Origin of the sequence: Dactylosporangium sp. CA-152071 (assembly GCF_050936335.1) — a bacterium.
Lineage (GTDB): Bacteria > Actinomycetota > Actinomycetes > Mycobacteriales > Micromonosporaceae > Dactylosporangium > Dactylosporangium maewongense.
Genome location: NZ_JBNJMZ010000002.1, coordinates 4,289,687 through 4,315,957, shown reverse-complemented (window position 1 = coordinate 4,315,957; position 26,271 = coordinate 4,289,687). Strand labels below are relative to the sequence as shown.

Here is a 26,271-nt window from a genome sequence, read left to right as displayed (position 1 = left end):
TCGGGGCCGCATCTGCGGAGAAGACGCCAGGGACATCGCTCGATGACAATTTGTCGAACCTGTCTAACTGGGGGCCCCGAATGACGATCTTTCAATCCCTTCGCCGACGCGTGCTCACTCCGAATGTCAGACAGACCCGGATGGACGTGCGCGGCTTCCACGTGAAGAGTCCAGAGGCCCGCGACCGGCTGGAGACCGTCGGGCGGTACTTCCTCACGGGCTACGCGATCGCGGCCGAGGTCCCGCACCCGGCTGACGCCGACGCACGGCTCACCGACGTCCCGCACGCCTACCGAGGCTTCGCCTACGAGGGCGCTGCCATGGCGTTCGCGGTTCGCGACGGGCTGCCCGTCGGCGGTGGTCACCACGTCGAGGACTTTCTCGCCGGACCCGCCGATGCGCACATCTACATGGCGTACGTCGGGGTCGGCTGGGCGATGGCACGGGTGCCCCGGTTCCGGTGGCCGTCGCTGTACGCGCCGGACCCGCTGCTGCGCTGGCTCGTGCTGGACGGCTACGGCTTCCACCAGGCGTACTTCAAGACCCGGCAGTACGTCGACGAGTGTTACCAGGCCGACACGTTCCCCTGGCCGGCGGACGGGCCGGCCTGGTACGCCAATCGTGCGATCGACCAGGGCGTCGGGCGGGCCACGTGGTTCGTGTGCGGCACCGACCCGCGCCGGGTCGTGAAGACCTTCGATCGCTTCGACGAGCGCCGGCGTGCTGATCTGTACGCCGGCGCCGGGCTGGCCGCCACGTACGCGGGCGGCAGCGACGAAGCAGAGCTGGCTTGGTTTAAGGATGCTGCCGGCAGCTACGCCGGCGACGTCGCGCAGGGTTCGGCGTTCGCGGCCGGTGCACGGGTCCGAGCGGGACTCGTGGTCGCGCACAACGAGGTCGCGACCCAGGTGCTGTGTGGCCAGTCGACGGCCGGCGCAGCCAAGGTGACCGACGAGGCGCTTGTCGGACTTCCCTTCGACGACGAGGTTCCCGCGTACGAGATCTGGCGACTTCGTATCAAGGCGGCGCTCACGGGGCGCGTGGAAGGTGACCTGAGATGACCAATATCGCCGTGGTGGGCATGGCGTGCCGGTACCCGGACGCCACCTCACCCAGGGAACTGTGGGAGAACGCGTTGGCCGGTCGGCGCGCGTTCCGGCAGTTGCCCAACGAACGCATGCGGCTCGAGGACTACTTCGACGCCGATCCGAAGGCCAAGGACCGCTTCTATGCCCGCCTGGCGGCGGTCATCGAAGGCTACGAGTTCGATCGGGTCGCCTACAAGATTGCCGGCAGCACGTACCGGTCGACCGACCTCACGCACTGGCTCGCCCTGGACGTCGCCGCCCTCGCGCTCGCCGACGCCGGCTTCCCGATGGCCGAAGGGCTGCCACGGGAACGCACTGCGGTCATCGTCGGCAACAGCCTCACTGGCGAGTTCGCCCGTGCCAACCAGCTGCGGCTGCGCTGGCCGTACGTGAGCCGTATGGTCACGGCCGCGCTCAAGGCACAGGACTGGGACGACGACCAGCTGCACAACTTCCTGGCGGAGTTCGAGGACGCCTACAAGCAGCCGTTCCCGGAGATCGACGAGGACACCCTCGCCGGCGCGCTGTCCAACACCATCGCCGGACGCATCTGCAACCACTTCGACCTCAGGGGAGGCGGCTACACCGTTGACGGCGCCTGCTCCTCCTCGCTGCTGTCCGTCGCAACGGCCTGCAAGGCGCTCGTCGACGGCGAGGCTGACGTCGCGGTCGCCGGCGGCGTCGACCTGTCCATCGACCCGTTCGAGATCATCGGATTCGCCAAGACCGGCGCCCTCGCTACGGGTGAGATGCGCGTCTACGACCGCGGCTCCAACGGTTTCTGGCCCGGTGAAGGCTGCGGCATGGTCGTGCTCATGCGCGAGCCGGAGGCGCGTGCGGCCGGCCACCGCATCTACGCCTCCATCGCCGGCTGGGGCATCTCCTCCGACGGCAAGGGCGGTATGACCCGCCCGGAGGCCAACGGCTACAGGCTCGCCCTGCAGCGCGCCTACGAGCGGGCAGGATTCGGCATCGAGACCGTGGCGCTGTTCGAGGGGCACGGCACCGGCACGAAGGTCGGCGACGCCACCGAACTCGCCGCGCTGTCAGCGGCGCGCCGCGACGCGGACCCGGATGCGGACCCGGCCGCGATCAGCTCGATCAAGGGCATGATCGGCCACACGAAGGCCGCCGCTGGCGTCGCGGGACTTATCAAGGCCGCGCTCGCCGCCTACCACCAGGTGCTGCCGCCGTCGATCGGTACCCGGGATCCGCACGAGGTGCTGAGCGGCGACACGGCGGCACTGCGGGTGCTGCGCAAAGCCGAGGCGTGGCCGCGGGACATGCCGGTGCGTGTCGGGGTCACCGCCATGGGCTTCGGCGGGATCAACACCCACATCGTGCTGGAGAACACGGCACTGCGCCGCCGCACACCGATGGACAGCCGAACCAGGGCCCTGTCGTCGTCGCTGCAGGACGCCGAGCTGCTGGTCATCGACGCGGGCTCGGCACAGGAGCTGAGGGAGAAGCTCGACGAGCTGGCGCACTTCGTGCCGTCGTTGTCCTACGCCCAGTTGTCGGACCTTTCCGTCACGCTGCACGCGGGACTGCGCGACCTGCCCTACCGGGCGGCCGTCATCGCGTCCTCGCCTGACAGCGCCGTCGAGCGACTGAGCTGGCTGTGCAAGATCCTCGACGACGGCGACACGAGCCACTTCGCCGCGGACGGTCACAGCTTCCTCGGTCACGTCAGCGGACCGGGCAGGATCGGGTTTCTGTTCCCCGGTCAGGGCTCCGGCCGGGGCGTCTCCGGCGGAGCGATGCGCCGCAGGTTCGCCGAGGCCGAGGAAGTTTACGTCGACGCGGCGCTGCCGAGCGCCGGTGACATCGTGGCGACCGAGGTCGCGCAGCCGCGCATCGTGACTGGCTCCATGGCGGCGCTGCGGGTGATGTCCACCCTGGGCATCGAGGCCACTGTCGCCGTCGGGCACAGCCTCGGTGAACTTGCCGCACTGCAGTGGGCGGGCGTCATGGGCGAGACCGAGCTGCTGGGTATCGCGGCGCTGCGCGGTCGCACCATGTCGCAGCACAGCGCCTCGGGGACGATGGCCGGGCTCGCGGCCGGCCCCGAGAGCGTCGAAGCGCTCGTCGCCGGGCTGCCCGTCGTCATCGCCGGCTACAACGGCCCGTCGCAGACCGTCGTGGCCGGGCCGGTGGACGCGATCCAGGCCGTCGGTGAGCGGGCGACCGCCGCCGCGGTGCCGTGCACCAGGCTGCACGTCTCGCACGCCTTCCATTCGCCCCTGGTCGCCCCGGCCGCTGCCGCGTTCGGTGCGTGCCTGGCGCAGGAGGAATTCGGACCGGTCGGGCGGCGGGTCATCTCGACCGTCACCGGCGACATCCTGGCCCGCGACACTGACGTCGCCGCACTGCTGCACCGCCAGATCACGGATCCGGTGCTGTTCAACCAGGCGGTCACGCTGGCCGCCAAGGAGGTCGACCTGTTCATCGAGGTCGGTCCCGGACGGGTCCTGTCCGATCTGGCCGCCGCGGCGACCGACGTGCCGGCGGTGGCGGTGAACACCGACGACGAGTCGATCGCGGGTGTGTTGCGGGCCGTCGCCGCCGCCTACATCGTCGGTGCGGCGCCGGTGGACAGCGCGCTGTTCCACGGCCGGCTGATTCGCCCGGTGGCGATCGGTGCGCAGTTCTCGTTCTTCGCCAGCCCGTGCGAGCAGGCACCGCAGGTCGCGTCGGTGCGCCGCGCCGACACGCTCAGGCTGGTGCCCGCTGCGCAGCCGGTCGTGCCGGTGGAACCCACCGCCCATGCCGAACCGGCAGTGGCCGAGTCCAGTATCGACCTGCTCCGGCGGATGGCCGCCGAACGGGCCGAGCTGCCGGTGGAGCTCGTGCGCACCGACAACCGGCTCCTGGACGACCTGCACCTGAGCTCCATCACCGTCGGTCAGGTGCTCAACCAGGTGGCGCAGCAGATGGGCCTGCCGGTCGCGCAGCTGCCGACGAACCTCGCCACGGCGACGATCGAGGAACTCGCCGCGACGCTGGACGCGCTCGCCGCCACCGCGCACGACGGCGCCGTGTCTGCGGTCACCCAGGTGACCGGGGCAGCGCCGTGGGCCCGCGCGTGGTCGGTAGCGCTCGACCCGGTCGCGGTGCCGTCGCCGGCCGCGAGGCAGGCAGACGGCCGCTGGGAGCTCTACGCCGACGCGGGACACCCGATCGCCGAGCCGCTGCGCCGTGCGCTGGAACGCGCCGGCGTTGGCGCCGGGCTGCTGGTCTGCCTGCCCGAGCAGTGCACACCGGAGCAGCTGCACGTGGCGTTGGACGCGGCGAAGGCCGCGGTGTCCAGCCGCAGTCCCGTGCGGTTCGTCCTCGTGCAGCACGGCCGTGGCGCGGCCGGCCTGGCCAAGACCGTCCGCCTCGAGGCGCCGAACGTCACGACTACGGTCGTTCACGTGCCGGCGGTCGATGCCGCGGTCGGCTGGGTGGTCGGGGAGGTCGCCGCGACGACCGGCTTCTCGGAGGCGTACTACGACGCCGACGGTGTGCGGCGGGTACCGACGCTGCGGGCGATGCCTGTCGAGCCGGCGATCACCCACGTGCCGTTGGAGCGCACTGATGTGCTGCTGGTGACCGGCGGCGGCAAGGGCATCACCGCCGAGTGCGCGCTGGCGATGGCGCTCGACAGCGGGGCGTCGCTCGCACTGCTCGGCCGCTCCGACCCCGCGCACGACGCGGAACTGTCGGCGAACCTGCGCCGCATGACCGAGCAGGGCGTCAGCGTCTGCTATGCCCAGGCCGACGTCACCGACGCAGCGGCAGTCCGCTCGGCCGTCGCCCGTCTGACCGGGACGCTCGGCCCGATTACGGCCGTGCTGCACGGCGCCGGACGCAACGAGCCCGCCTCGGTGACCACCCTGGACATGGAGGCGTTCCGGAGTACGTTCGCCCCGAAGATCGACGGCCTGCGCGCGGTTCTGGACACCGTCGACCCGTCTCAGCTGAAGCTGCTGGTGACGCTCGGCAGCATCATCGGCCGGGCGGGACTGCGTGGCGAGGCGCACTACGCCACCGCCAACGAGTGGCTCGCGGACCTGACGGTGCGCATCGGCCGGGACTTCCCGAACTGCCGGACGCTGTGCATGGAATGGTCGGTGTGGTCGGGCGTCGGTATGGGAGAGCGGCTGTCGGTCGTCGAGTCACTGACGCGCGAGGGCGTCGTGCCGATCACTCCCGACCAGGGCATCGCCCTGTTGAGGCGGCTACTGGCCGACCCTGAGGCCCCGCCGGTCGTCGTCATCAGCGGCCGCACACAAGGTATCGACACGGTTCGCTACGACAAGCCGGCCCTGCCGTTGCTGCGGTTCGTGGAGCGGCCACTGGTGCGCTACCACGGCGTCGAGCTCGTCACCGAGGTTGAGCTGAGCGCCGGCACCGACCTGTACCTCGCCGACCACCTCCTCGACGGCAACCTGTTGTTCCCGGCGGTGTTCGGCATGGAGGCGATGGCACAGGTCACCGCGGCCGTCACCGGCCACGACGGCGTGCCCGTCATCGAGGACGCACGCTTCCTGCGACCGATCGTGGTGCCGCCGGACGGCAGCACCGTCATCCGCATCGCCGCCGCCGTCACTGCCGACGACACCGTCGAGGTGGTCATCCGCAGCGGCGAGACGCAGTTCGCCGCCGACCACTTCCGGGCGCGTCTGCGACTCAACCGCGGCGAGGCCCCCGACGGCCCGCCGGTCCAGGTCGGCCCGGAACTGCCGGCCGTTGTGCTGGACCCGCTCGCCGAGCTCTATGACGGCGTCCTGTTCCAGGGCGGCCGGTTCCAGCGGCTGCGCGGCTACCACCGGGTCGCGGCGCGCGACGTCGACGCCGACGTGGCGGCCGATCCCGGGACGCGATGGTTCGCGGCGTACCTGCCGGACCGGTTGCTGCTCGGCGACCCGGGGGTCCGTGACGCGCTCATGCACGGCAACCAGGTGTGCGTGCCGGACGCGACGCTGCTGCCGGCGGGGGTCGAGCGCATTCACCCTGCGGGTGAGCGGCTCACCTCGATGACCGGGCTCCGGTACTGCGCGACGGAACGCAGCCACGACGGCGACCTGTATATCTACGACATCGCACTGCGTGCCGAGGACGGCACGGTGGTCGAACGGTGGGACGGGCTGCACCTTCGGGCCGTCCGCAAGCTCGACGGCCGGGGACCGTGGGTGGCGCCGCTGCTCGGCTCGTACCTGGAGCGCACGCTCGAGGACCTGGTCGGGGCTCAGGTGGCGGTCGCTGTCGAACCCGACGGCCCGACCATCGGCAGCGACCATGTGGCGCAACGACGGGCCCGCACCGCGGTGGCCGCCGGGCGGGTGTTCGGCCGCAGCGTCACCGTGCGGTACCGCCCCGACGGCAAACCCGAGGTCGACGACCCGCGGACCATCTCCGCGGCGCACGGCGCGGGCCTGACCCTGTGCACCGCCGCGACGGGGGTGCTCGGCTGCGACGTCGAACCGGTCGTGTCCCGCAGCCCGCAGGACTGGCAGGGCCTGCTCGGCGGCCACGCCGACTTGGCGGTGCTCACCGGCGGCGTGACCGGGGAGGACCACGACACCACGGCGACGCGCGTGTGGTCGGTCGTGGAGGCCATGCAGAAGGCGGGCCGCTCGACGCTGGGACCGGTGAGCCTGACGTCGACCGAGCGGCCCGGCTGGGTCGTCTTCTCCACCGGGGACGGGTGTGCCGCGACGTTCGTCACGACCGTGCGTGGCATCACCGGCCCGGTCGTCTTCGCGGTGCTGACCGGAGGGCAGCAGTGATGGACGCCTACTTCGAATATCGGCACACGGTGGGCTTCGAGGAGACCAACCTCGTCGGCAACGTGTACTACGTCAACTATCTGCGCTGGCAGGGCCGTTGCCGGGAGCTCTTCCTCAGGGACAAGGCACCCGAGGTGCTGGCGGACCTGCAGGACGACCTGAAGCTGTTCACGCTCAAGGTCGGATGCGAGTTCTTCGCCGAGATCACCGCGTTCGACGAGGTGGCGATCCGGATGCGGTTGGTGGAACTCGCGCAGACCCAGATCGAGTTCAGTTTCGACTACGTACGTGTCGCCCCGGACGGCGGGGAACTGCTCGTCGCCCGGGGCGGGCAGCGGGTGGCCTGCATGCGCGGACCGAACACCAGGACGGTGCCGGCGCGCGTGCCGGAGCCGCTCGCGCGGGCCCTGGAGCCGTACACGTCGATGGCCCGGGTCTGACCGGCCCGAACAGGAGGTGGACGTGGACGTCCAGCCAGTGCCGCCGCTCAACGCGGCGACCGATCCGAAAATGTTGCGGCGCGCTCTCGGCGCGTTCGCCACCGGCGTCACGGTGGTGACCGTCGGCGGCGTCACGGCGCACGGCATGACCGCCAACTCCTTCTCCGCGGTGTCGCTGGACCCGCCACTGGTGTCGATCTGCGTCGGCCGGCAGGCGATCATGCACTCCTCCCTCGAGAAGGTCGGTGCGTTCGCGGTCTCGGTGCTGTCCTCGGAGCAGGAAGACCTGGCCCGCTACTTCGCCAACCAGCGCCGGCCGCTGGGCTGGGAACAGTTCGACGCGGTCGACTGGTCGCCAGGAGCGAACACGGGGGCGCCGCTGGTCGATGGCGCCCTGGCGCACTTCGAATGCGAGGTGTGGCGCACCTACGACGGCGGCGACCACACAATCTTCGTCGGTCGGGTCCTGTCGATGGGCCGGACCGTCGACGACGAGGCACTGCTCTTCCTGTACGGCAGGTTCCACCATCTACGGCAGGAGCACAGTGAGGTGACGACGTGACGGCACTGGAGCGGCGCGGGCTGCTGGATCCGCCCAGCAGCCCGCGGGCCACCGCGATGGGCATGCTGATGCGGATGGGCCGCGACCGGCTCGGCATGATGACTGACGCCGCGAACCGCTACGGTGACGCGTCCCGCCTCGCGGTCGGGCCGAAGACGCTGTACTTCTTCAACCATCCCGATCACGCCAAGCACGTGCTTGCCGACAACGCGGGCAACTACCACAAAGGCATCGGCTTGGTGCACGCCCGCCGGGCGCTCGGCGACGGTCTGCTCACCAGCGAGGGTGACCTGTGGCGCAAGCAGCGCAAGGTCGTGCAGCCGGCGTTCCAGAGCCGGCGGATAGCGCTGCAGGCGGGCGTCGTCGCGCAGGAGGCCGCGGGGCTCGTCGAGAGGCTGCGCGGTCGGATCGGCGCCGGTCCGGTCAACGTCCTCGACGAGATGACGACGCTGACCCTCGGCGTGCTCGGGCGAACGTTGCTTGACACGGACCTCGGCCGGTACAGCTCGATCGGCGACTCGTTCGCCGCGGTGCAGGACCAGGCGATGTTCGAGCTGGCGTCGCTCAGCGCGGTCCCGACGTGGATCCCGTTGCCGCGGCAGCTGCGGTTCCGCCGGGCCCGCCGGGACCTGGGCCGCATCGTCGAGGAGCTCGTCGCCGGTCGCCGGTCGCAGACCGGCGACCGCGACGACGTGCTGTCACGGCTCATCGTGTCCGCCGACGCCGAGAACGATCCCGCTGTCGGCCAGGAGCGGCTCCGTGACGAACTGGTCACCTTGCTGCTCGCCGGGCACGAGACGACCGCCAGCACGCTCAGTTGGGCGCTGTACCTCATCGACTTGCACCCGGACGTGCGGCAGCGGCTGCACGACGAGGCGGTCGAGGTCCTCGGTGATCGGCTGCCGGTCTTCGAGGACCTGCACCGGCTGCGGTACACCTCGATGGTGCTGGAAGAGGTGATGCGCCTGTACCCGCCGGTGTGGATTCTGCCGCGCAAGGCGCAGCGCGCGGACGAGGTCGGCGGCTACCGGGTGCCGGCCGGAGCGGATGTGCTCGTGTGCCCGTACACCCTGCACCGGCACCCAGCCTTCTGGCCCGAGCCGGAGCGGTTCGACCCCGACCGGTTCGACCCAGGCCGCACCGCCGGCACGGCGGAGCGGCCTCGGTACGCGTACATCCCGTTCGGCGCCGGGCCGCGGTTCTGTGTCGGCAACCACCTCGGGATGATGGAGGCCGCGTTCGTCATCGCACTGTTGATGCGGGATCTGCGGATGGAGAAGGTACCCGGCTATCGGGTGGTCGCCGAGCCCATGCTGTCGCTGCGTATCCGCGGCGGCCTTCCGATGACGGTGGCTCCCGCCGGGTGAGCCGCCGAGCAAGCTGTCGATGCCCGCCGGCGCTGCCGCTCCGGCGGGCATCCGCTTGAGATCGTGCCACCGGCGTGGCCCGGGCCGAGGCCGGAAGGCGCTGTTGAGCACGTCCTGAGAAGACATCACTGTTGCCGCTTCGCAACGATGGCCATGGATCGATGAACACGGCCGGGATACGGCGGTTCTCGACCAGCTCGTGGAATCCCGCCGGTCGATCACGCAGGTGTCCGGCCGTCCAGCCGCGGGCGTCATGCCGTCGACCTCAAGGGAGAACTGTGCCATCGCATCCTGTCGGAGTCCTGCGCCGGCTCATCCCAGGCGCCTTTGTCTTGGTACTGGTTGCCGCGCTCTACGTAGCGGCCAGGCTGCCCGAGGCGTCAGCGGCCACCCGCAGCGCCCTCGCCAACCGGTTCGCGTTCAGCGAACTGCAGATCGCACTGCCACCCGGCCTGCCGCAGAACACGGTGCGAAAGGTCAACCCGAGGTACGAGCACATCCGGGCCTGGATCTCCTCCGTCGGGGCGGCGGTCGCCGTCAATGACATCGACGGTAACGGCCGGCCCAACGATCTGTGCCTCATCGACACCCGCAGCGACTCGGCGATCGTCACGCCAGCGCCGCAGGGCGGGGCGACCTACGCGCCGTTCGTGCTGAACCCGGCGCCGCTGCCGACCAGCGCCACGATGGCGCCGATGGGCTGCGTGCCCGGCGACTACAACGCTGACGGCTGGACCGACCTGCTCGTCTACTACTGGGGCCGCACGCCGGTGCTGTACATGCACAAGCCCGGTGCCACCGCGCTGGAGATGGCCGCGTTCCGGCCCACCGAGCTGGTCGCCGCGTCGAACACCGCGGCCGGCGGCTACGGCGGCCCGCTGTGGAACACCAACGCGGTGAACGTCGCCGACTTCGACGGCGACGGCCACGTGGACATCGGCGTGTTCAACTACTTCCCCGACACCCAGGTCCTCGACCCGCAGGGTGACCCCAACGTGCAGATGAACCACTCGATGTCGCGGGCGGAGAACGCCGGCGGCGCGCACGTGCTGCACTGGGAGGCCGCCACCAGCGGCGACGAGCCGAGCGTCACGTACGTGGAGCAGAAGGCGATCCCGCCGTCGGCCGCGACCGGCTGGACGCTCGGGGCCGGGTCTGCGGACCTCGACGGCGACCTGCGCCCGGAGCTGTACCTCGCCAACGACTTCGGCCGGGACCGCTTCTTCCGCAACGTCTCCACGCCCGGCCAGATCAAGTTCGCCCTCGCCGAGGGGGAGCGCGGCGCCTTCACGCCGAAGTCCCTCGTCGTCGGGCATGACTCCTTCAAGGGCATGTCGATGGAGTTCAGCGACCTGTCCGGCGACGGGCAGTTCGACATGTTCATCAGCAACATCACCACCAGCTGGGGCCTGGAGGAAAGCAACCTCTACTACCAGAACATCGCGGCGGACCCGGCGAAGGCTGGCACCATGCTCAAGGAGGGGCGGGCGCCCTTCGAGAACAAGGCCGCCGCCGCCAACATCGCGTGGGTCGGCTGGGGCTGGGACGCCAAGGCCGCCGACTTCGACAACAGCGGGCGGCTGTCGCTGGTACAGACCGCGGGCTTCGTCAAGGGCAAGATCAACCGCTGGTCGTGGCTGCAGGAGCTGGCGATGACCAACGACCTGCTGCTGCAGGAGCCGCAGATGTGGCCCAACGCGAAGCCTGGCGACGATATCGCCGGCTCGCAACCGTTCGCGTTCTGGGTCAAGGAGGGCAACGGCCGCTACGCCAACATCAGCGCCGAACTCGGCATGACCTCGGACATCCCGAGCCGCGGGGTCGCGATCGCCGACGTCGACGGTGACGGTGCCCAGGACTTCGCGATCGCGCGGCAGTGGGGTGCTCCGTCGTACTACCGCAACACCAAGGCCGGAAGCGGTGAGTACATCAGCATCGGTCTGTACCGCCCGACAACGGGGGGTGTCACCGCATCCGGAGGTCTTCCGGGTGCGCCGGCCTACAACGCCCAGGTGCGCGTCACCACGGCCGACGGCCGCACGCAGGTGTCGCAGCTCGACGGCGGCAGTGGGCACTCCGGCAAGCGCGGTTTTGACCAGCACTTCGGGCTCGGCAGCAACGGCGGCAAGCCGGTAGCGGTCGAGGTGTGCTGGCTCGACAACACCGGCGCCATGCACAAGCAGACGCTGCAGCTGACCCCCGGACAGCACGACCTCATGTTGACCACGCAAGCCCAGGAGGTGCGGCCGTCATGACCGACGTGCAGCCCCGCGTCAATGTTTCGACTGAGGCGCCGGTCGCCACGGTGCCACCCCCCGCCTCGAGGTCGGCCCTCGCGGTCGCACCGGCGGTACCGGAGCGCATCGACGGCCGTGACCCACGCTATCTCGCCCTGCGCAACTTCGCGATTTCCATGAGCATCTTCAACATCCTCGGCTACACCGTGCTCGGCTTCGAACAGCCGTGGACGTGGCCGATCTTCTCCCTCGCCATCGGCTACTCGACGGAGCTCGTCGTGGAGTGGATCGCGGCAAAAGCCGAGCGGCGTGCCCCCGGCTACTCCGGGCACGGGGGCTGGGGTCTGTACACCTTCCTGCTGCCGTCGCACATCACCGCGCTGGCCGCGAACATGCTGCTCTACGCCAACGACGTGTACTGGCCGATCGCGTTCGCCGTCGTCGTGGCCGTCGGGCAGAAGGTGTTGCTGCGGGCCCCGATCAAGGGCCGGCTGCGGCACTTCATGAACCCGTCGAACTTCGGCATCACGGTGACACTGCTGCTGTTCGGCTGGGTCAACGTGGCGCCGCCGTACCACTTCACCGAGCACGTCCCCGACGTGATCCGCATCGTGGTGCCGACCGTCATCCTCACCGCCGGCACGATCCTCAACTCGCTGCTGACGAAGCGGGTCGCGCTCATCGTCGGCTGGGTCGGCGCGTTCGTCATCCAGGCGCTGATCCGCCACTACGTGTGGGACGTCGCGCTGTGGGCGGCGCTCGGCCCGATGACCGGTGTCGCGTTCATCCTCTTCACCAACTACATGATCACCGACCCGGGCACCACCCCGACGTCGGGCAAGGCGCAGTTCATGTTCGGCTCCAGCGTCGCGTTCGTCTACGGCGCGCTGCTGCTGGCGAACGTGGTCTACACGCTGTTCTTCGCCGTCACCATCGTCTGCGCCGCCCGCGGCCTGTTCTGGTGGGCGAAGTGGCTGCGGGAGCGCCGCACGGCAGTGGCCACCACCTGAGGCAGTACGTCGGCCGGTACCGGGACAGCGTCGTCCCGGTACCGGCCGCGTTCCCTTGTCCGTCCACTTTGGAGGAAGCGTGGCATCCACCCACCTGCGGACCGGCGTCACGCCGGGCCCGCACCTCACCCCCCGACGCGCCCGCAACGGCCGGGTCGTCCTGTTCAGTGTCCTGGCCGGCATCGCGCTGGCGGTGCTCTGGTCCTACGAGTTCGTCGACTCGGTCATCGGCGACAACGTCGCCAACAACCTGCTCGGCCACGACGCGAAGAAGACCGCCATCGCCGGCACCACCGCCGGCCTGGTCTTCGCGTTCGTGTCCGGGCTCGCCGGCACCTTCACCGCCTGCAACATCGCGATGGCGGCGTCCGTCGGTCCGCTGTCACAGGCCGGTGCCGGCCAGCGCGGCGGCCCGCTGCGGCGGCTGCTGCGCCCGCTCGGGTGGCTCACCGTCGGCATGGTGGCGGTGTCGGCGGTGTACGGCTTCGTCGGTGTCCTGCTCGGCGACCGGCTGCCGCAGCTGTCCACCGACAAGGTCGGCGACGTGCCGGTCCGGCTCCTGCAGTCCTCGGTCGTCTTCGGCCTCATCGGCCTCGCCCTGGTCTACCTGGGCCTGGCCGCGCTCGGCGTCCTGCCGGACCTGTTCCGCGACCGGCCCACCGCCCGCGTCGTCGTCCTCGGCGGCCTCGTCGGCGGCTTCCTCATCGGCCGGCCGTACCCGTTGTTCAACAAGCTCTTCCACTACGCGGCGGACACCGACAACCCGCTCTACGGCTCGCTCGCCTTCGTGCTGCAGTCGGTGGGCAACGTCGTGTTCGTCGCGGCCGTCTTCGCCGTCGTCGTGCTCCTCACCAGGGGGCGCTTCCTGTCGTGGCTCGGCGCGAGCCCGCGGCGGGCCGCCGTGGTGACGGGCAGCCTGCTCGTCGCGCTCGGCGTGTTCAACGTCGTGTACTGGGACGTCCGCCTGCCGGCGATGTTCGGCATCGGATGGTTCCCCACCATGTGGTACAACGCCTGACCCTCGCGTCTTTCGTGCACTCGGGGTCGCGGAGGCGGCCCCGACTACGGTTTTATGGGAAGGTGCCGATGACCGCCGTGCCGCACGACCGCTGGATGCAGGCGCGAGCCGCCGTGTTGGACACCGGTCGCCGCTTCGACTCGCTCGTCGGGTCCGCGCCCGATCCCGCGGCGATGGCGACCGCCGAGTGGTCCATCGCGGACTCCGCCGCTCATGTGCTGTCCATCGCCGCCCTGTGCCTGCTGCTGCTCGACCCCGACGCGCCGCCACCGCCGGTGCCGGGGTTGCGTGAGCTGCTGTCGGCCACCAACGTCGACACCGTCGCCGACACCAACTCCCACGTCATGCGGCATCTCACCGAGCGGGACATCGGCGTGGTCAGGCGCGACATGCAGGCCTCGATCGAGCGCATCCTGCTCGTCACCCGCGAAGCCGACCCGGCCTCGACCGTCACGTGGCTGGGCGACGCGCAGGTGACCGTCGCGGGGGTACTGGCGCACCTTGTCAACGAGATGCTGGTGCACGGCTGGGACATCGCCCGCACGGCAGGCCTGCCGTGGCCGATGCCCGACGCCGATGCGGGGCTGTTCTTCGACCTGTTCCTCGTCGACATGATCCGCAACAGCTACGGCGCACTGCTCAACGCCGCGGTCCGTATGCCCCGTCACCGGATCGCCGTGCAGTTCCGCTCCGCTCACACGACGACAGCGATCCTTGAACTGCACCAGGCTCGGGTCAAGGTCGTGGCGGCGGACGACCCGTATGACGTCAGCCTGACGTTCCGTCCAGCCCGCTTCAACCTCATGCTCTTCGGACGGATCAGCGCGCTACGGGCGGCCGCCGGACGGGACGTGGTCGTCGGCGGCCCGCGCCCCTGGCGGCTGCGAGCCTTCCTCCGCGTCGTGCACATGCCCAACAACGCCCGTCCCTGAAGCGCCGGGACCTGCCAGCACCGCACAGCGGGAGGCGTCAGGCGGCCGCTCCAACCGAACAATGGATGGAGATCCGTTGGCCGACCGAGGTCCAGCCTGCCTCCCACCGGCACGGTTCATCCCCTGTCGGCTACAACGGGAGGAGCATGCCATGGCGGTTCCCGCCCCCATCGCACCGCCTCAACTGCTGGCGTTTCTCGTCGGAATCGGTCTGCTGCTGGTAAGCGCGCGGCTGCTCGGTGCGTTGGCCGAGCGGTGTCGGATGCCCGCCGTCGTCGGTGAACTCACGGCGGGCGTTTTCATCGGGCCGTCAGTGCTCGGCCACCTCGCGCCGGGACTGACGGCACGGCTGTTCACCGGCTCGGCCGAGCAACTGCACCTCGTGGACGCGGTGGGCCAGCTCGGGGTCCTGCTGCTCGTCGGCGTCACCGGCACGCACCTGGACCTGGCAATGCTGCGCCGCAAACGAGCCACGGCCGTCAGCGTCAGCCTGGGCGGCCTGCTGATCCCCCTCGTCGCCGGCATCGCGATCGGGTACATGCTGCCGGTGCCCCAGGTGCCGGGTGGTCCCGGGAACCGGACGGTGTTCGCGCTGTTCCTCGGCGTCGCGATGTGCGTGTCGGCGATCCCGGTCATCGCCAAGACGCTGACCGACATGCGACTGCTGCACCGCAACATCGGCCAGTTGACGCTCGCCGCGGCGTTCATCGACGACGCCCTCGGCTGGCTGATGCTGTCGGTGGTCGCGGCCGCGGCGACGATCGGCGTCAGTGCCGGCACGGTGACCCTGTCGGTGCTGTACCTCATCGGCTTCCTCGCCTTCGCCGCCACAGTCGGTCGACTGCTGGTGCGGAAGGTGATGGCGGTCGTCGCTGGGCGCCCCAGCGACGCCTCCGCGGTCGCGACGGCGGTCATCCTCATCCTGCTCGGCGCCGCCACCACACAGTCGCTGGGGATGGAGCCGGTCTTCGGCGCGTTCGTCGCCGGCATCCTGATCGCCGGCTCCCGGGCCGCGCAACCGAAACTGGCCGGGCTCCGCACGATCGTCTTCGCAGTCCTCGCCCCGCTGTTCATGGCGACAGCCGGGTTGCGCATGGACCTGACACTACTGGCCCGTCCGCAGGTCGCACTGACCGCCGTGGTGGTACTGCTGGTGGCGGTGGTGGGAAAGTTCACCGGAGCGTACATCGGCGCTCGACTACGGCGGCTGAGCAACTGGGAGGCGCTGGCGCTCGGCGCGGGGATGAACGCTCGCGGAGTGATCGAGGTGATCGTGGCCCTGACCGGGCTCCGCCTCAAGGTGCTCGACGTCGCCGGGTACACGGTGATTGTACTGGTGGCGATCGCCACCTCGGTGCTCGCGCCGCCGTTGCTACGTCTGGCCATGCGGCGCATCGCCAACACCGACGATGAGCGGCTCCGGGAAATCGACCATGACACGTGGCGAGGGCTGTCGCCAGCGCAGTCCGGGCAATCCTCCGCCGATCGCGACGACGAGCCCCGTCCCTGAGGCCGCCGCCAGCACCGGCGGCCGCCGCGGACCGAGGCCTGCGACGGTCGAGCCGGCGTCCGGACGGCGGCGGTGGGCGAGCATCCGAACGTGCCGCTGCACACGGGCACGGGCGGAGACGACACGGCCTCCGAACCGCCGCAGGCTGGAGGCGTCCATCCGATCCGTTCCGCACCAACCCTCGACCGGAGGTTGCACCGTGACCGCACAGGACGTGATCGCCGACCTGATGGCCGACGCCGAGGATGTCGACCGCATGGTTGCCGGCCTGACCGATGCCCAGTGGGCGACGCCCACGCCCGCGGAGGGCTGGACCGTCGCCCATCAGCTCGGCCACCTCGCCTTCGTCTTCCGCATCGCCGGCTTGGCCGCTGCCAGTCCGGAGGCCTTCAACGCACTGACCCAACGCATCGGCAGCGGCTTCGGTGCGTTCGACCGGGCCGTCAACGCCGCGCTGGAGGAGTACCTCGTCCTGCCCCGTGAGGCGCTGGTCACCCGGTGGCGGGCCGAGCGGGATACCGGCGCCGCGGCGCTCGCCGCAGTGCCGGACGGCACGCTCGTGCCGTGGCTCGTCCGGCCGATCCCGGCCCCGGTGCTGTGCGCGGCGGGGATGACCGAACTGTTCGCTCACGGACAGGACATCGCCGACGCGCTCGGCATCGAACGGCAATATACCGATCGCATCAAGCGGATCGTCGGTTTCGTCGCGCACACGTGGGAGTTCGGCTACCAGGCCAACGACCTCACCCCACCGGCCGAGCAGTTCCGCTTCCAGGTCACCGCACCGTCGGGTGCGCAGTGGACGTTCGGTCCGACCGACGCAACCCAGTCGATCACCGGTCCCGCCGTCGACCTGTGCCTGCTCGCGGTCCGCCGTCGCCATCACAGCGACCTCGGTCTCGTCGCCGACGGCGCAGATGCGCACGCGTGGCTCGAATTGGCGCAGGCGTACCGAGGCCCGGCCGGCAAGGGCCGGGCAGCCGGCCAGTTCGCGAAGTCCACGTCGGACGCGTGACGCGCCGTTCCACCCGCATCTGGCCGGCACCTCGCCGGGCGCGCCGACCAGCGGCGACCACTGCTGGTCGGCTGGTGCCCGCCGGGGCGCGCGAGACCGAACCGGCCGGCACCCGGCCGGAACGCGGTCGGGCGTCACCGGACCCGTCGTACGGCCCGGTGGTCGAGTCACTGTGCGGGCTGCGGCGGCGCGTCCGCCGCGACGGATGAGGAGGGCACATGTCCAGCGCCATGCGCATGTCGGAACTGAGCGCTCGTAGCGGTGTCCCGGTTCCGACGATCAAGTTCTACCTTCGGGAGCAGCTGCTACCGCCGGGCACGCCGACGGCACCGAATCAGGCGGTCTACGGACCGCAGCATCTGAGCCGGCTCCAGCTGATCCGGGCCCTGATTGGCATGGGCCACCTCAGCATCGCTGCAGTGCGGGAGGTACTGAGGGCGCTGGACGACCCCACGGTGCCGACGACGGACGTCTACGGCGTCCTCGGACGGGCCCGTGAGTCCAGACCGCTCACGATCGACGTGCCGGCCTCCGACGCCGCGCACACCCGGGTCGACGCAATGCTGGAGCGCCGCGGCTGGCATACAGAGGCAGATGAGTTCCAACGGGACATCCTGGCCCGCGCCGACACATTGCTTGGTGGCGCTGACCTGAGCGCACTAGCCGGCGCTGTCGAACAGCTCGCTGCTGGGCTGATCGAGCTGCTGGCCGACCCCGCCCAGTCGCCGGCGCAGCCGGGCCGGTCGACGGTGATCCTTCGCCTGGTGACGCTCGATGCGGCGTTGGATGCCCTGCGCCGTCTCGCCGTGCGGCACCACCTCAAGGTCAGCGCGGCGCCGGCCTCCTCAGCGGCTGCGTAGTTGCCACGATGTCGGGCCCGACCACGTGTGCGCCCTGAGCTTCCCCGTGTGTGCCGCGGTGTATTGACACACTCAATGACCCGTCAGCGATCAGATTGTAGGCTCAGGGCGTGCGCAGTCACTGGGCACGGCCGACCACAGGAGGCGCGATGCGGTGGACCGTCGGCAGAACACAAACGCTGTACCAGGACCAGTGGGTCCACCTGCAGACCGCCGACGTCGAGGTGCCCGGTGGCCGGCGGCTCGACCATCGGCTCATCCGTACGGCCAACGGTGCGTATGCGCTCGTCGTCGACAACGAGCGGGTGCTGCTGCTGTGGCGGCACCGCTTCATCTGTGATACGTGGGGCTGGGAGGTACCCGGCGGGGCGATCGAGGACGGTGAGCAGCCGTCCACGGCTGCTGCTCGTGAGCTCGTTGAGGAGACCGGTTGGCGGCCCGCGGGGTCACTCGAGCGGCTGGCCGACTTCTATCCGATGGGTGGCCTGGTGAGTGCGCGCCATCACGTCTTCGTCGGTCGGGGCGCGGTGCACGTCGGCGCACCTGTCGACGACTTCGAGTCCGCGCGGGTTGCCTGGGTGCCGCTCACCGATGTGCGCCGCATCATCGACGACGGCGAGATCATTGACGGCACGACACTTGTCGCGCTGCTGGCGCTGCTCGAACGCGCCGGCTGAGGCCCGTGCCTCGATCAGGCTGCGCACCGCCGGGCCGCGCGGCACCTGTCCGCGCCGTCGCGCCGAACGGGCGGCCGCCCCCAGTGAGTGGAGGCGGCCGGCCGGGATCAGCCGCGTACGCGGTCGAAGATCACCCGCATCGCGCCGCTTTCGGTGGAGCGAACGTCGGCGGCGGGACGCCAGCCAGACGGCGGTAGGCCTTCCTCGAGTAGGGTTGCGCCACCGCCGACGATCTCCGGACACAGCAGGATGCTGAGCCGGTCCAGTTCGTCGGCGGCCAGCAGACTGCGGATCACGCTGCTGCTGGCGAGAACGACGATGTTTCCGCTGCCTTGCTGGCGGAGGTTCTTCACCACGACGGCTGGGTCGGCATTGACGATGCGCGTGTTCTGCCAGTCGGTGTCGGTGACGGTGCTCGAGAAGACGATCTTCTCGGTGCTGTTGAGCCAGCGGCTGAAGGCGCGGTCGCGCGGATCGGCGTCCTCGTTGTCGGCGACCCCGGGCCAGTAGGAGCTGAAGCCCTGGTAGTTCTTGCGTCCCAGCAGGACGGTCGTGCTCGATGCGGTGAGCTCGGCGAGGTGTTCATGAGCACCATCGGTGATGGCGTGGGGGACGATCCACCCCATGTCGTAGTCGCCACCCGGTCCGTTAGTCCGTCCGTCGAAGGACAATGTGATGTTGCCGACGACGGTGCGGGTCTTTGACGTCCCACCGCGCTTCGTCGCCGCCGCGGCCCGCGTCGTCTTGGTCGCCTTGGTGCCCTTGGCAGGCGCCGCCTTGGCGGCCTTTCCGGGGGTCGCCTTTGCGGCGGCCTTGGCCGGAGCGGCCTTGGCGGGGGTGGCCTTGGCGGGGGTGGCCTTGGCCGGAGCGGCCTTGGCGGGGCTGGTTCTGGCGGCCTTGGCGGGAGTCTCCCTGGCCGCGGGCGTTGCAACCGTGGGCGTGATCTGTGCGGCCTGCCTGGCGCCTGGCGTTGGGGGCATCGATACCTCCTGAGTCAGCGAACTCGGAACGTGGACGAGCGGTCGTCGTTGACGGCGGACGCAATGCCGGTGACGCTTCGCACCGGCATTCGGCACGATCGGAGAAGCAATTGCCTGGCGTCGATCCTAGGGTGTTGCGTGAGTGCGGTCGACAGCCCTGCATATCGTAAGGGACATTCTTGTCCCTTACGCGGACGGCATCCGATCGGTGCCGGGCTCGTTGGCTGCAGCGACGCCCGTCAGCGTCTCATTGACCGGACCTTTCCGGTCGCTACGGCCCCCGGGCGTGTCGCGTGTGGCGGGCCTCATCGTGCGGCATCGATGTGCGTCAGACTCCCGTGTGGTGACTGGCGCGGTGCCGACGTGCGGACCGTGCAGTCAGGATTTGGCGTCATGGGTGGTGGCTGCGCAGCGCAGGGACGGTAGAGCGCACACGGGGAGAAGACTCTGCGTCATGGTGGCGGCAGTCTGAAGTCCGAAATGCACGCCCGAACCACATCTTTCATTGTCCTTCCACCACGTCCGGGTGCGGCGCCGCACCCGGACGAACGCTGGCAAGCGCGGGGAGGACTCATGATTGTGCGGGTCGGCGAAATGATTGCCGTGCACCCGGCGAGCGTATTCGGGCGGGATCGAGACCGTGGCAGCGCCGGCGGTGGCCGGGCAATGCGTCGCGGATCGACGCGCCATTGATGCCTCCCGCGGCGGCGGTTGTCGACCTGTCGGCGGTTTACCGGCGGCGTTGCCGAAGGAGGACATATACCGATGAAAGCGCTGGTGCTGTCGGGCGGAACCGGCACCCGGATGCGTCCGCTCAGCTATTCCATGCCTAAGCAGCTGGTCCCCGTTGCTGGCCAGCCGGTACTGGCCCGAGTGCTTGCCGGAGTTCGAGACCTCGGTGTGCGTGACGTTGCAATGGTGGTTGGGGAGAACGCAGAGCAGATTCGTCAGGCCCTTGGCGACGGTTCGGCCTGGCACCTGCAGATCACCTATCTGGACCAGGACCGTCCCCGAGGGCTCGGGCACGCTGTCCAGGTCGCGCGCGGCTTTCTCGGCGACGACGACTTCGTGATGTGTCTGGGCGACAACGTGCTCGACGGCGACCTCACTGGCATCAATGCGGCCTTCCGGCGCTCGGGCGCGGCTGCCCACCTGGTCGTGCACAAGGTGGCGGACCCGCGACCGTTCGGTGTGGCAGACGTCGACGCTGACGGGCGGGTCCGCAGACTCGTCGAGAAGCCGGCGGTGCCCACCAGCGACCTTGCCATCGTCGGGGTGTATTTCCTCACCCGCGCCGTGCACGACGCGATCGCGGCGGTCCCCTTGAGCCGCCGCGGCGAACTCGAGCTCACCGATGCGTTGCAGTGGCTGGTCGAGTCCGGCGCAGACGTGCGTGCCGGCGAGTTCTTCGGCTACTGGCAGGACATCGGACAGGTCTCCGACCTGCTGTCGTGCAACCGGCACCTGCTCGGCCGGCAGCGCGGTCAGGTTCTGGGCTACGTGGACCCGAGCAGCACCGTCGATCCGCAGGCGTTCGTCGCGGCAGGCGCGAAGGTGCTGCGCTCCCGCGTGCATGCCGCGACGTTCATCGGCCCGAACACCGTGGTGGAGGACAGTGTCATCGGCCCGTACACCTCGATCGGCGCCGACTGCCTGGTGCGCTCGGCCAGGATCGACGGGTCGATCGTCATGGACGATGTACGGATCGTGGATCCGGGCCACCTCGGCGGCGCCGTCATCGGCTGCGGCGCGATCGTCGGACGTGCCGACCAGGGCCCGGCCCACCGGCTGGTTGTCGGCGCCGACGCTCGCGTGGAACTCGCCTGAGCGGCATCGCGCCGGTCCGCCGGCCATGCCGCAGGAACGCTGAGCGCCAGGCAACGGCGAAGTTGTCCGGCTCTGCAGAACGTTGAGACGATGCCTTGTAGAAACAACTATCCCAGACATTTCGGCAACAGTGCGGCGTCGCGATTGAGCGCGTATCTCAATGGTCGAAATGCAATGTTCTCGTACAGGCCAGGTCTGATGTCTGTAAGACAATCCGAAGCGCAGTAGGGAGCGAAAGTCGTGAGTAGCCATATCGGAAAGCGCGCCGTGGTGCTCGGCGGAAGTGTCACGGGAATGTTCGCCGTCAGCCCGCTCGCCGAGGCGTACGACGAAGTGGTGATCGTGGACCGCGACGAACTGATCGGCGTCCGCGAGGCTCGGCGCGGCTCCCCTCAGGCGCGCCACATCAACGGACTGCTGGCCCGCGGCGCCCGCGCCATGGAGGACCTGTTCCCGGAGATCACCGCGCAGATGGTCGCCGCCGGCTGCCCACTGACGGACCTGGCCGGGACCGTGCGCTGGTACTTCAACGGCAGGCCGCTGCGCCAGACCCGGGCCGGGCTGACCAATGTCGCCGCCCGCCGCCCCGTCATGGAGCTGCACCTGCGGGAGCGGCTGCAGGGCATGCAGAACGTCCGGTTCATGGAGCAGTACGACATCACCGGCCTGCTCACCACGCCGGACAACACCCAGGTCCTCGGCGTGAAGGTGCAGCAGAAGGACAAGGGCAGCGTCGAGGAGCATCTCAAGGCGGACCTCGTCGTCGACGCGTCCGGTCGCGGCTCGCGTTCCCCGGTGTGGCTGGAGCAGATGGGGTACGGCCGGGTGGCCGAGGAGGGCACCAAGATGGGCCTCGGCTACGCCACCCGGCACTACCGGCTGCGCTCGGACCCGTTCGGCAAGGACCACTCGATCATCTGTGTCGCGTCGCCGCAGTCGCCTCGCGGCGCGATCTTCACCAAGACCGACAGCGGCACGGTCGAGCTGACGACCTACGGCATCCTCGGCGACCACCCGCCGATCGAACCGGAAGGGTTCAACAGCTTCGTCAAGACCCTGGCCGCGCCGGAGATCTACGAGGCGATCATCGACGCTGAACCGCTCAACGATCCGGTCCTGTTCCGGTTCCCCACCACCATGCGGCGGCGCTTCGAGCTGCTGCCGCGCCTGCCCGAGGGCCTCATCATGATGGGTGACGCGGTCTGCACACCGAACCCGGTCTTCGCCCAGGCGCAGACGTTGTCGGCACTGCAGGCGTTGGCGTTGCGCGACCAGCTTCGCGCCGGCAGCGCGCCGGACTCGAAGAAGTTCGCCGACGCGGTGGGGCGCATCATCGACCCGGCGTGGGAGATGACGGAGGGCATCAATCTCAGCTATCCAGGCGTCGAAGGACGGCGAACCCCCATGCTGCTGATGATGCACAGGTACATGAAGGCACTGCAGGCGGCCGCCACCCGGGACGCCGGCCTGACCGAGGTGTTCATGCGTACCGCCGCGCTCGTCGACCCGCCCACGGCGCTGATGCGTCCGGGCGTGATCTGGAAGGTGCTGCGCGACGCGCGGCAGCACGCGGCCGAAGCCGCTTAGCACTGCCGCGGTCGTCTTTCCGAGGCGAAATCCAGCCGGGCGCACCGTTGAGTCGTAGCCCGCAGGCGCAGTCGAATGCGTCCTGCGGGCTACTGGTGCGCCCGGCGACAGCCGATGAGCGGGTCGCTCGGCAGGACGCGGCTGGCGCGGTCGACGCATCGGGACCCGGTGCGGTGCCGGCCAGCTGGTCGTGGGGTTGGTCGGACCGTGTGAGGTGTTGGTGGCTCGGTTGGTGTGTCCACCCGCGACGGGCCCGTTGGAAGCGTATGCGGCGTTGTTTGACGGGCTGTTCTCGCGGCTGGCGCAGCGGCGGGGGTTTCGGGAGTATCTGAGTGGCCTGTTGGCGCCGCGCGATCGGAACAAGACGTTGACCGGATTGGCCGGTACCGAGCCGGTCGTGGGGGCGCAACACGCGGCGGCGCAACGGTTGCAGTACTTGCTGTCGGAGTCCACCTGGGACGCCGGTGCGGTCAACGACCGGCGGTTGGAACTGCTGCAGGCTGATCCGGCCACCGCCTGGCACGGCGAGGGTGTGTTGGTCATCGACGATTCCCGTGACCGCAAGGCCGGTCGGCGCACGGCCCATGTCGGGCGGCAGTGGCTGGGCCGGTACGGCAAGACCGACAACGGTGTGGTCATGGTGACCACGTTGTGAGCAGACGAGCAGGTCTACTATCCGTTGCACGCTCAGGCGTACACCCCGGCGTCGCACTTCTCGAAAGGGCGCACCGATCCCGATTTCCGGACCAAGCCGCGCATCGCCGGGCAGCTGGTTGCCGAGGCGGACACGGCCGGTGTGGTCTGCCGGGCGGTGGTAGCCGACTGCGGTTACGGCGATCATGACGAGCTGCGCGGGGAACTGCAGCAGGGCGGCTGGGGGTTCGTGCTGGCACTCAAACCGGCACGGGGCGCATGGCAGTACGGCGCTGAGGCGTATACCCCGAAAGACGCGGGCCGGGCTGTGCCGTGGAACGGGCCTGACGATCCCGGCAGGTGGAGCCGGGTACAGCGGCGGTTCCGTGACGGGCACACCGAAGCCTGGTGGGCGGTTGACGCATCGCTGGGCTGGTGGGGGCCGGACGGGCAGACCCGGCTCGTCGTGGCCACCATCGACCCAGCCACGTTGCCGGACAAAGCAACCTGGTACCTGGCCACCAATTTGCCCCGCTGAAGTTCCACCTGCGGACCGGACACCCTGAAACCAGACAGTTGGTCTGGGGAAGGATGTCCTGGTGCCCCGTCCATCGAAGTACCCCGAGGAGTTCCGCCGGGATGCGGTCGAGTTGGTCCGCTCGTCGCCTGGCCGGACGATTCGTGAGATCGGCCGAGAGCTCGGCGTGAACCACGAGACCCTGCGCAACTGGGTGAACGTCGCCAAGCGGGCTGAGCAGGCCGGCGCGGGCGGCGGGGGCAGCTCCGAGCGCGGCGGGCAGGTCAGCGCGGATGAGCGGGAGGAGCTGCGCCGGTTGCGGAAGAAGGTCGCTGAGCTGGAGCTGGAGAAGGAGATTCTCCGTAAGGCGGCTCAGCCCTGATCCACCGATGAGGTTTCGATGCTCGGCTGGTCTGAGTTCATGATCTTGGGTGTTGGTCGGGCGCGTGGGGGTGACCGGCCGGGTTGCCGGTGCGCTCCGTGTCTCGGTGGGGTCTGTCGTTGTGGGGTGGCCGGCGTCGGCTGCGAGTGACTGTCCTGTGTGGATGGTCAGGTGGGTGGGGCGTGCGCGGTGGTGAACAGTCGTAGCCAGTTGTGTTGCCAGGGCCAGTGTTGCGGTAGGTGGATGGTGACCTCGCGGGCGTGTCGGCTGATCCGGCCGGCGACGTTGATCAGGTGTCGGCGGATGGTGGCGGCGCGGGCTGTGGCGTGGGGTCGTCCGGCCAGGGTGGCGGCGGTGCGGGTGAGGTTGTGGGCGATGGCGATGCAGGTCAGCCAGGCGTTGTTGGCGGTGAACCGGCCGGAGGGTAGATGGGCGAGGGGTCCGTCGATGAGTTCGGCGAAGACCTGTTCGATGATGGCGTGGCCGCGGTGCTGGGCTTCGGCCTGGACGAGCACGTAGGGGCTGTCGGTGAACGCGGCGTGGTACCGCCACACGGTGAACAGCTCACCTTGACCATCCACTGTGGACTTGTTCAGGTCTGGGACGCGACGCGCGATGAGCCGGGCGGTGACTTCGTGGCGGGTGCCTTCGAACGCGGTGTAGGTGGTCTCGGCGATCTGTGCGCGGGAGATGAACCGCTGCTGGTCCTCATCCCAGACCGGTTGCGGGTAGCGGATCTCGGTCCAGGCGTCCTCGTCGATCGCGGTGATCGCCGCGCGGACCTTGGCGTCGATGCGGACCGTGACGGAGAACCGCACCCTGGCCCGGCGGCAGGCGGTGATCACCGTGCGGGAGTAGAACGCCGAGTCCGCACGGACCATGATCTCAGCCGCCACCGTTGCGGCTGTCGTCGCGGCGGTGGCGGGTTGGGCTGCTTGGGCTGCCAGGACCGCTTTGGTGGTGGCGACGGCCTCGGCGATCAGCGATGCCGCTCCGCGGGCTGAGCCGGCGTTGCCGGCGCGCAGCTGGGTCGCGGCGATCACCGGCGCCGCGTCCGGGGTGCTGATCGTGGCCACCAGGGGGTTCAGGCCACGCAGCAGCACCTGGTAGCCGCCGACCTTGGCGTGACCGAACCCGGCGCCCTGCTTCTGCTTGCCGTACACCCTGCGCAGCAGCGAGTCGACGTCGACGAACGTGACCGCGCCGGCGCTGGGCAGCAACCGGGCCTGTCCGGCCATCCGGACCAGGAACTGCCGCGACGCTGCCTGCAACTGCCGGACGTGGCCATGGGTGAACGTCCGCAGGAACGACCCCAGCGTCGAGGGCGCATACACCCCGTCGAACAGCAGCGGCATCCCACCGTGACGCAACACGTCCAGATCGTCGATCGAGTCCGCACCGGTCACCATGCCCGCCACGATCGCAGCGACCTTCCCCGCCGCGTTGGACCCCTTGTCCGTTGGCACACGCAGCCGAGCAGCCACGATGCCGTGCAGGTCACACCGCTGGGCGAGGGTCATCACCGGCTCCACACCAGCGCACGACACCAGATTCGGATCATCAAACGATGCGCGCACCCGCGTCGCGCCGTGCGATATTCTCACCTCGACGGTGCCCTCTCGAACCGGACGATGGAAGCCTCAAGAACCTCTATCTTTCCAGCTCGCGAGGGCATCGTCGCGCCCGGCCCATCACGGTCACATCAATTCGTCGGTGGATCAGGGCTCAGTATTTTGCGAAGGAGTAGTCCGGGCGCTGCGCGCCTCCCCGCGGGGAGAAAATGGTGGGCCGCCCGGCGACGTCGTTCCATCGTGGTGCTGCGCGCCCGAGAAGGAGTATGACGCTGGGTGCCCGC

General features: G+C 69.7%; 18 protein-coding genes and 1 pseudogene. 17 read left to right on the top strand and 2 right to left on the bottom strand.

The window, feature by feature from the left end; all coding sequences use genetic code 11:
- The first annotated feature begins 80 nt into the window (after positions 1-80).
- The 13 genes from ACQEVZ_RS59160 to ACQEVZ_RS59100 all read left to right on the top strand — a co-directional run bounded on the left by ACQEVZ_RS59160 (position 81) and on the right by ACQEVZ_RS59100 (position 18,490).
- Positions 81-1,061, top strand: coding sequence for a DUF1702 family protein (locus ACQEVZ_RS59160; RefSeq protein WP_433386220.1), 981 nt, complete (start codon positions 81-83; stop codon positions 1,059-1,061).
- On the top strand, positions 1,058-6,862 hold the full coding sequence (locus ACQEVZ_RS59155; RefSeq protein ID WP_433385690.1) for an SDR family NAD(P)-dependent oxidoreductase: 5,805 nt from the start codon (positions 1,058-1,060) through the stop codon (positions 6,860-6,862). Before ACQEVZ_RS59160 ends, ACQEVZ_RS59155 begins: the two co-directional genes overlap by 4 nt.
- Positions 6,862-7,302, top strand: coding sequence for an acyl-CoA thioesterase (locus ACQEVZ_RS59150; protein ID WP_433385687.1), 441 nt, complete (start codon positions 6,862-6,864; stop codon positions 7,300-7,302). The genes ACQEVZ_RS59155 and ACQEVZ_RS59150 overlap by 1 nt, the downstream gene beginning before the upstream one ends.
- Positions 7,303-7,324: 22 nt before the next feature.
- Entirely contained in the window at positions 7,325-7,864 is a 540-nt protein-coding gene (locus ACQEVZ_RS59145; RefSeq protein WP_433385684.1) for a flavin reductase family protein, read from the top strand.
- On the top strand, positions 7,861-9,231 hold the full coding sequence (locus tag ACQEVZ_RS59140) for a cytochrome P450 (protein ID WP_433385681.1): 1,371 nt from the start codon (positions 7,861-7,863) through the stop codon (positions 9,229-9,231). The genes ACQEVZ_RS59145 and ACQEVZ_RS59140 overlap by 4 nt, the downstream gene beginning before the upstream one ends.
- 278 nt (positions 9,232-9,509) lie before the next feature.
- Positions 9,510-11,486, top strand: a complete 1,977-nt coding sequence (locus ACQEVZ_RS59135) for a CRTAC1 family protein (protein WP_433385678.1) — start codon at positions 9,510-9,512, stop codon at positions 11,484-11,486.
- Positions 11,483-12,478 (top strand): enediyne biosynthesis protein, encoded by a 996-nt coding sequence (locus tag ACQEVZ_RS59130; RefSeq protein WP_433385675.1) that lies wholly within the window; start codon positions 11,483-11,485, stop codon positions 12,476-12,478. The genes ACQEVZ_RS59135 and ACQEVZ_RS59130 overlap by 4 nt, the downstream gene beginning before the upstream one ends.
- Positions 12,479-12,557: 79 nt before the next feature.
- Positions 12,558-13,496 (top strand): hypothetical protein, encoded by a 939-nt coding sequence (locus ACQEVZ_RS59125; protein WP_433385672.1) that lies wholly within the window; start codon positions 12,558-12,560, stop codon positions 13,494-13,496.
- Positions 13,497-13,564: 68 nt separating this feature from the next.
- Positions 13,565-14,428 (top strand): maleylpyruvate isomerase N-terminal domain-containing protein, encoded by an 864-nt coding sequence (locus tag ACQEVZ_RS59120; RefSeq protein ID WP_433385669.1) that lies wholly within the window; start codon positions 13,565-13,567, stop codon positions 14,426-14,428.
- Positions 14,429-14,579: 151 nt separating this feature from the next.
- Complete coding sequence (locus ACQEVZ_RS59115) at positions 14,580-15,938, top strand: cation:proton antiporter (RefSeq protein WP_433385666.1); 1,359 nt, start codon at positions 14,580-14,582, stop codon at positions 15,936-15,938.
- A 199-nt stretch (positions 15,939-16,137) separates the two neighbouring features.
- Positions 16,138-16,953 (top strand): TIGR03084 family metal-binding protein, encoded by an 816-nt coding sequence (locus ACQEVZ_RS59110; RefSeq protein ID WP_433385663.1) that lies wholly within the window; start codon positions 16,138-16,140, stop codon positions 16,951-16,953.
- A 218-nt stretch (positions 16,954-17,171) separates the two neighbouring features.
- Positions 17,172-17,813: a MerR family transcriptional regulator gene (locus ACQEVZ_RS59105; protein WP_433385660.1), complete on the top strand. Its 642-nt coding sequence runs from the start codon at positions 17,172-17,174 to the stop codon at positions 17,811-17,813.
- A gap of 149 nt (positions 17,814-17,962) precedes the next feature.
- Positions 17,963-18,490 (top strand): NUDIX hydrolase, encoded by a 528-nt coding sequence (locus ACQEVZ_RS59100; protein WP_433385657.1) that lies wholly within the window; start codon positions 17,963-17,965, stop codon positions 18,488-18,490.
- A gap of 107 nt (positions 18,491-18,597) precedes the next feature.
- Here ACQEVZ_RS59100 and ACQEVZ_RS59095 read toward each other — a convergent pair whose 3' ends face one another.
- Positions 18,598-19,470 (bottom strand): dihydrofolate reductase family protein, encoded by an 873-nt coding sequence (locus tag ACQEVZ_RS59095; protein ID WP_433385654.1) that lies wholly within the window; start codon positions 19,468-19,470, stop codon positions 18,598-18,600.
- 765 nt (positions 19,471-20,235) lie between these two features.
- On the opposite strand from ACQEVZ_RS59095, the gene ACQEVZ_RS59090 reads away from it, so the two are divergent.
- The 4 genes and pseudogenes from ACQEVZ_RS59090 to ACQEVZ_RS59075 all read left to right on the top strand — a co-directional run bounded on the left by ACQEVZ_RS59090 (position 20,236) and on the right by ACQEVZ_RS59075 (position 24,416).
- A complete protein-coding gene (locus ACQEVZ_RS59090) occupies positions 20,236-21,297 on the top strand; it encodes a glucose-1-phosphate thymidylyltransferase (RefSeq protein WP_433385651.1) in 1,062 nt (353 codons plus the stop codon).
- A gap of 294 nt (positions 21,298-21,591) precedes the next feature.
- Positions 21,592-22,884, top strand: coding sequence for an NAD(P)/FAD-dependent oxidoreductase (locus ACQEVZ_RS59085; RefSeq protein WP_433386218.1), 1,293 nt, complete (start codon positions 21,592-21,594; stop codon positions 22,882-22,884).
- A gap of 190 nt (positions 22,885-23,074) precedes the next feature.
- Positions 23,075-24,055, top strand: a pseudogene (locus ACQEVZ_RS59080) (IS701 family transposase).
- 61 nt (positions 24,056-24,116) lie between these two features.
- Positions 24,117-24,416 carry a transposase gene (locus ACQEVZ_RS59075; RefSeq protein WP_433385648.1) on the top strand — a complete coding sequence of 100 codons (300 nt, stop codon included), beginning with the start codon at positions 24,117-24,119 and terminating at the stop codon, positions 24,414-24,416.
- 167 nt (positions 24,417-24,583) lie between these two features.
- Here the strand turns inward: ACQEVZ_RS59075 and ACQEVZ_RS59070 are convergent, their stop codons facing one another.
- Entirely contained in the window at positions 24,584-26,020 is a 1,437-nt protein-coding gene (locus tag ACQEVZ_RS59070; RefSeq protein ID WP_433359550.1) for an IS1380 family transposase, read from the bottom strand.
- Between the last annotated feature and the right edge of the window lie 251 nt (positions 26,021-26,271).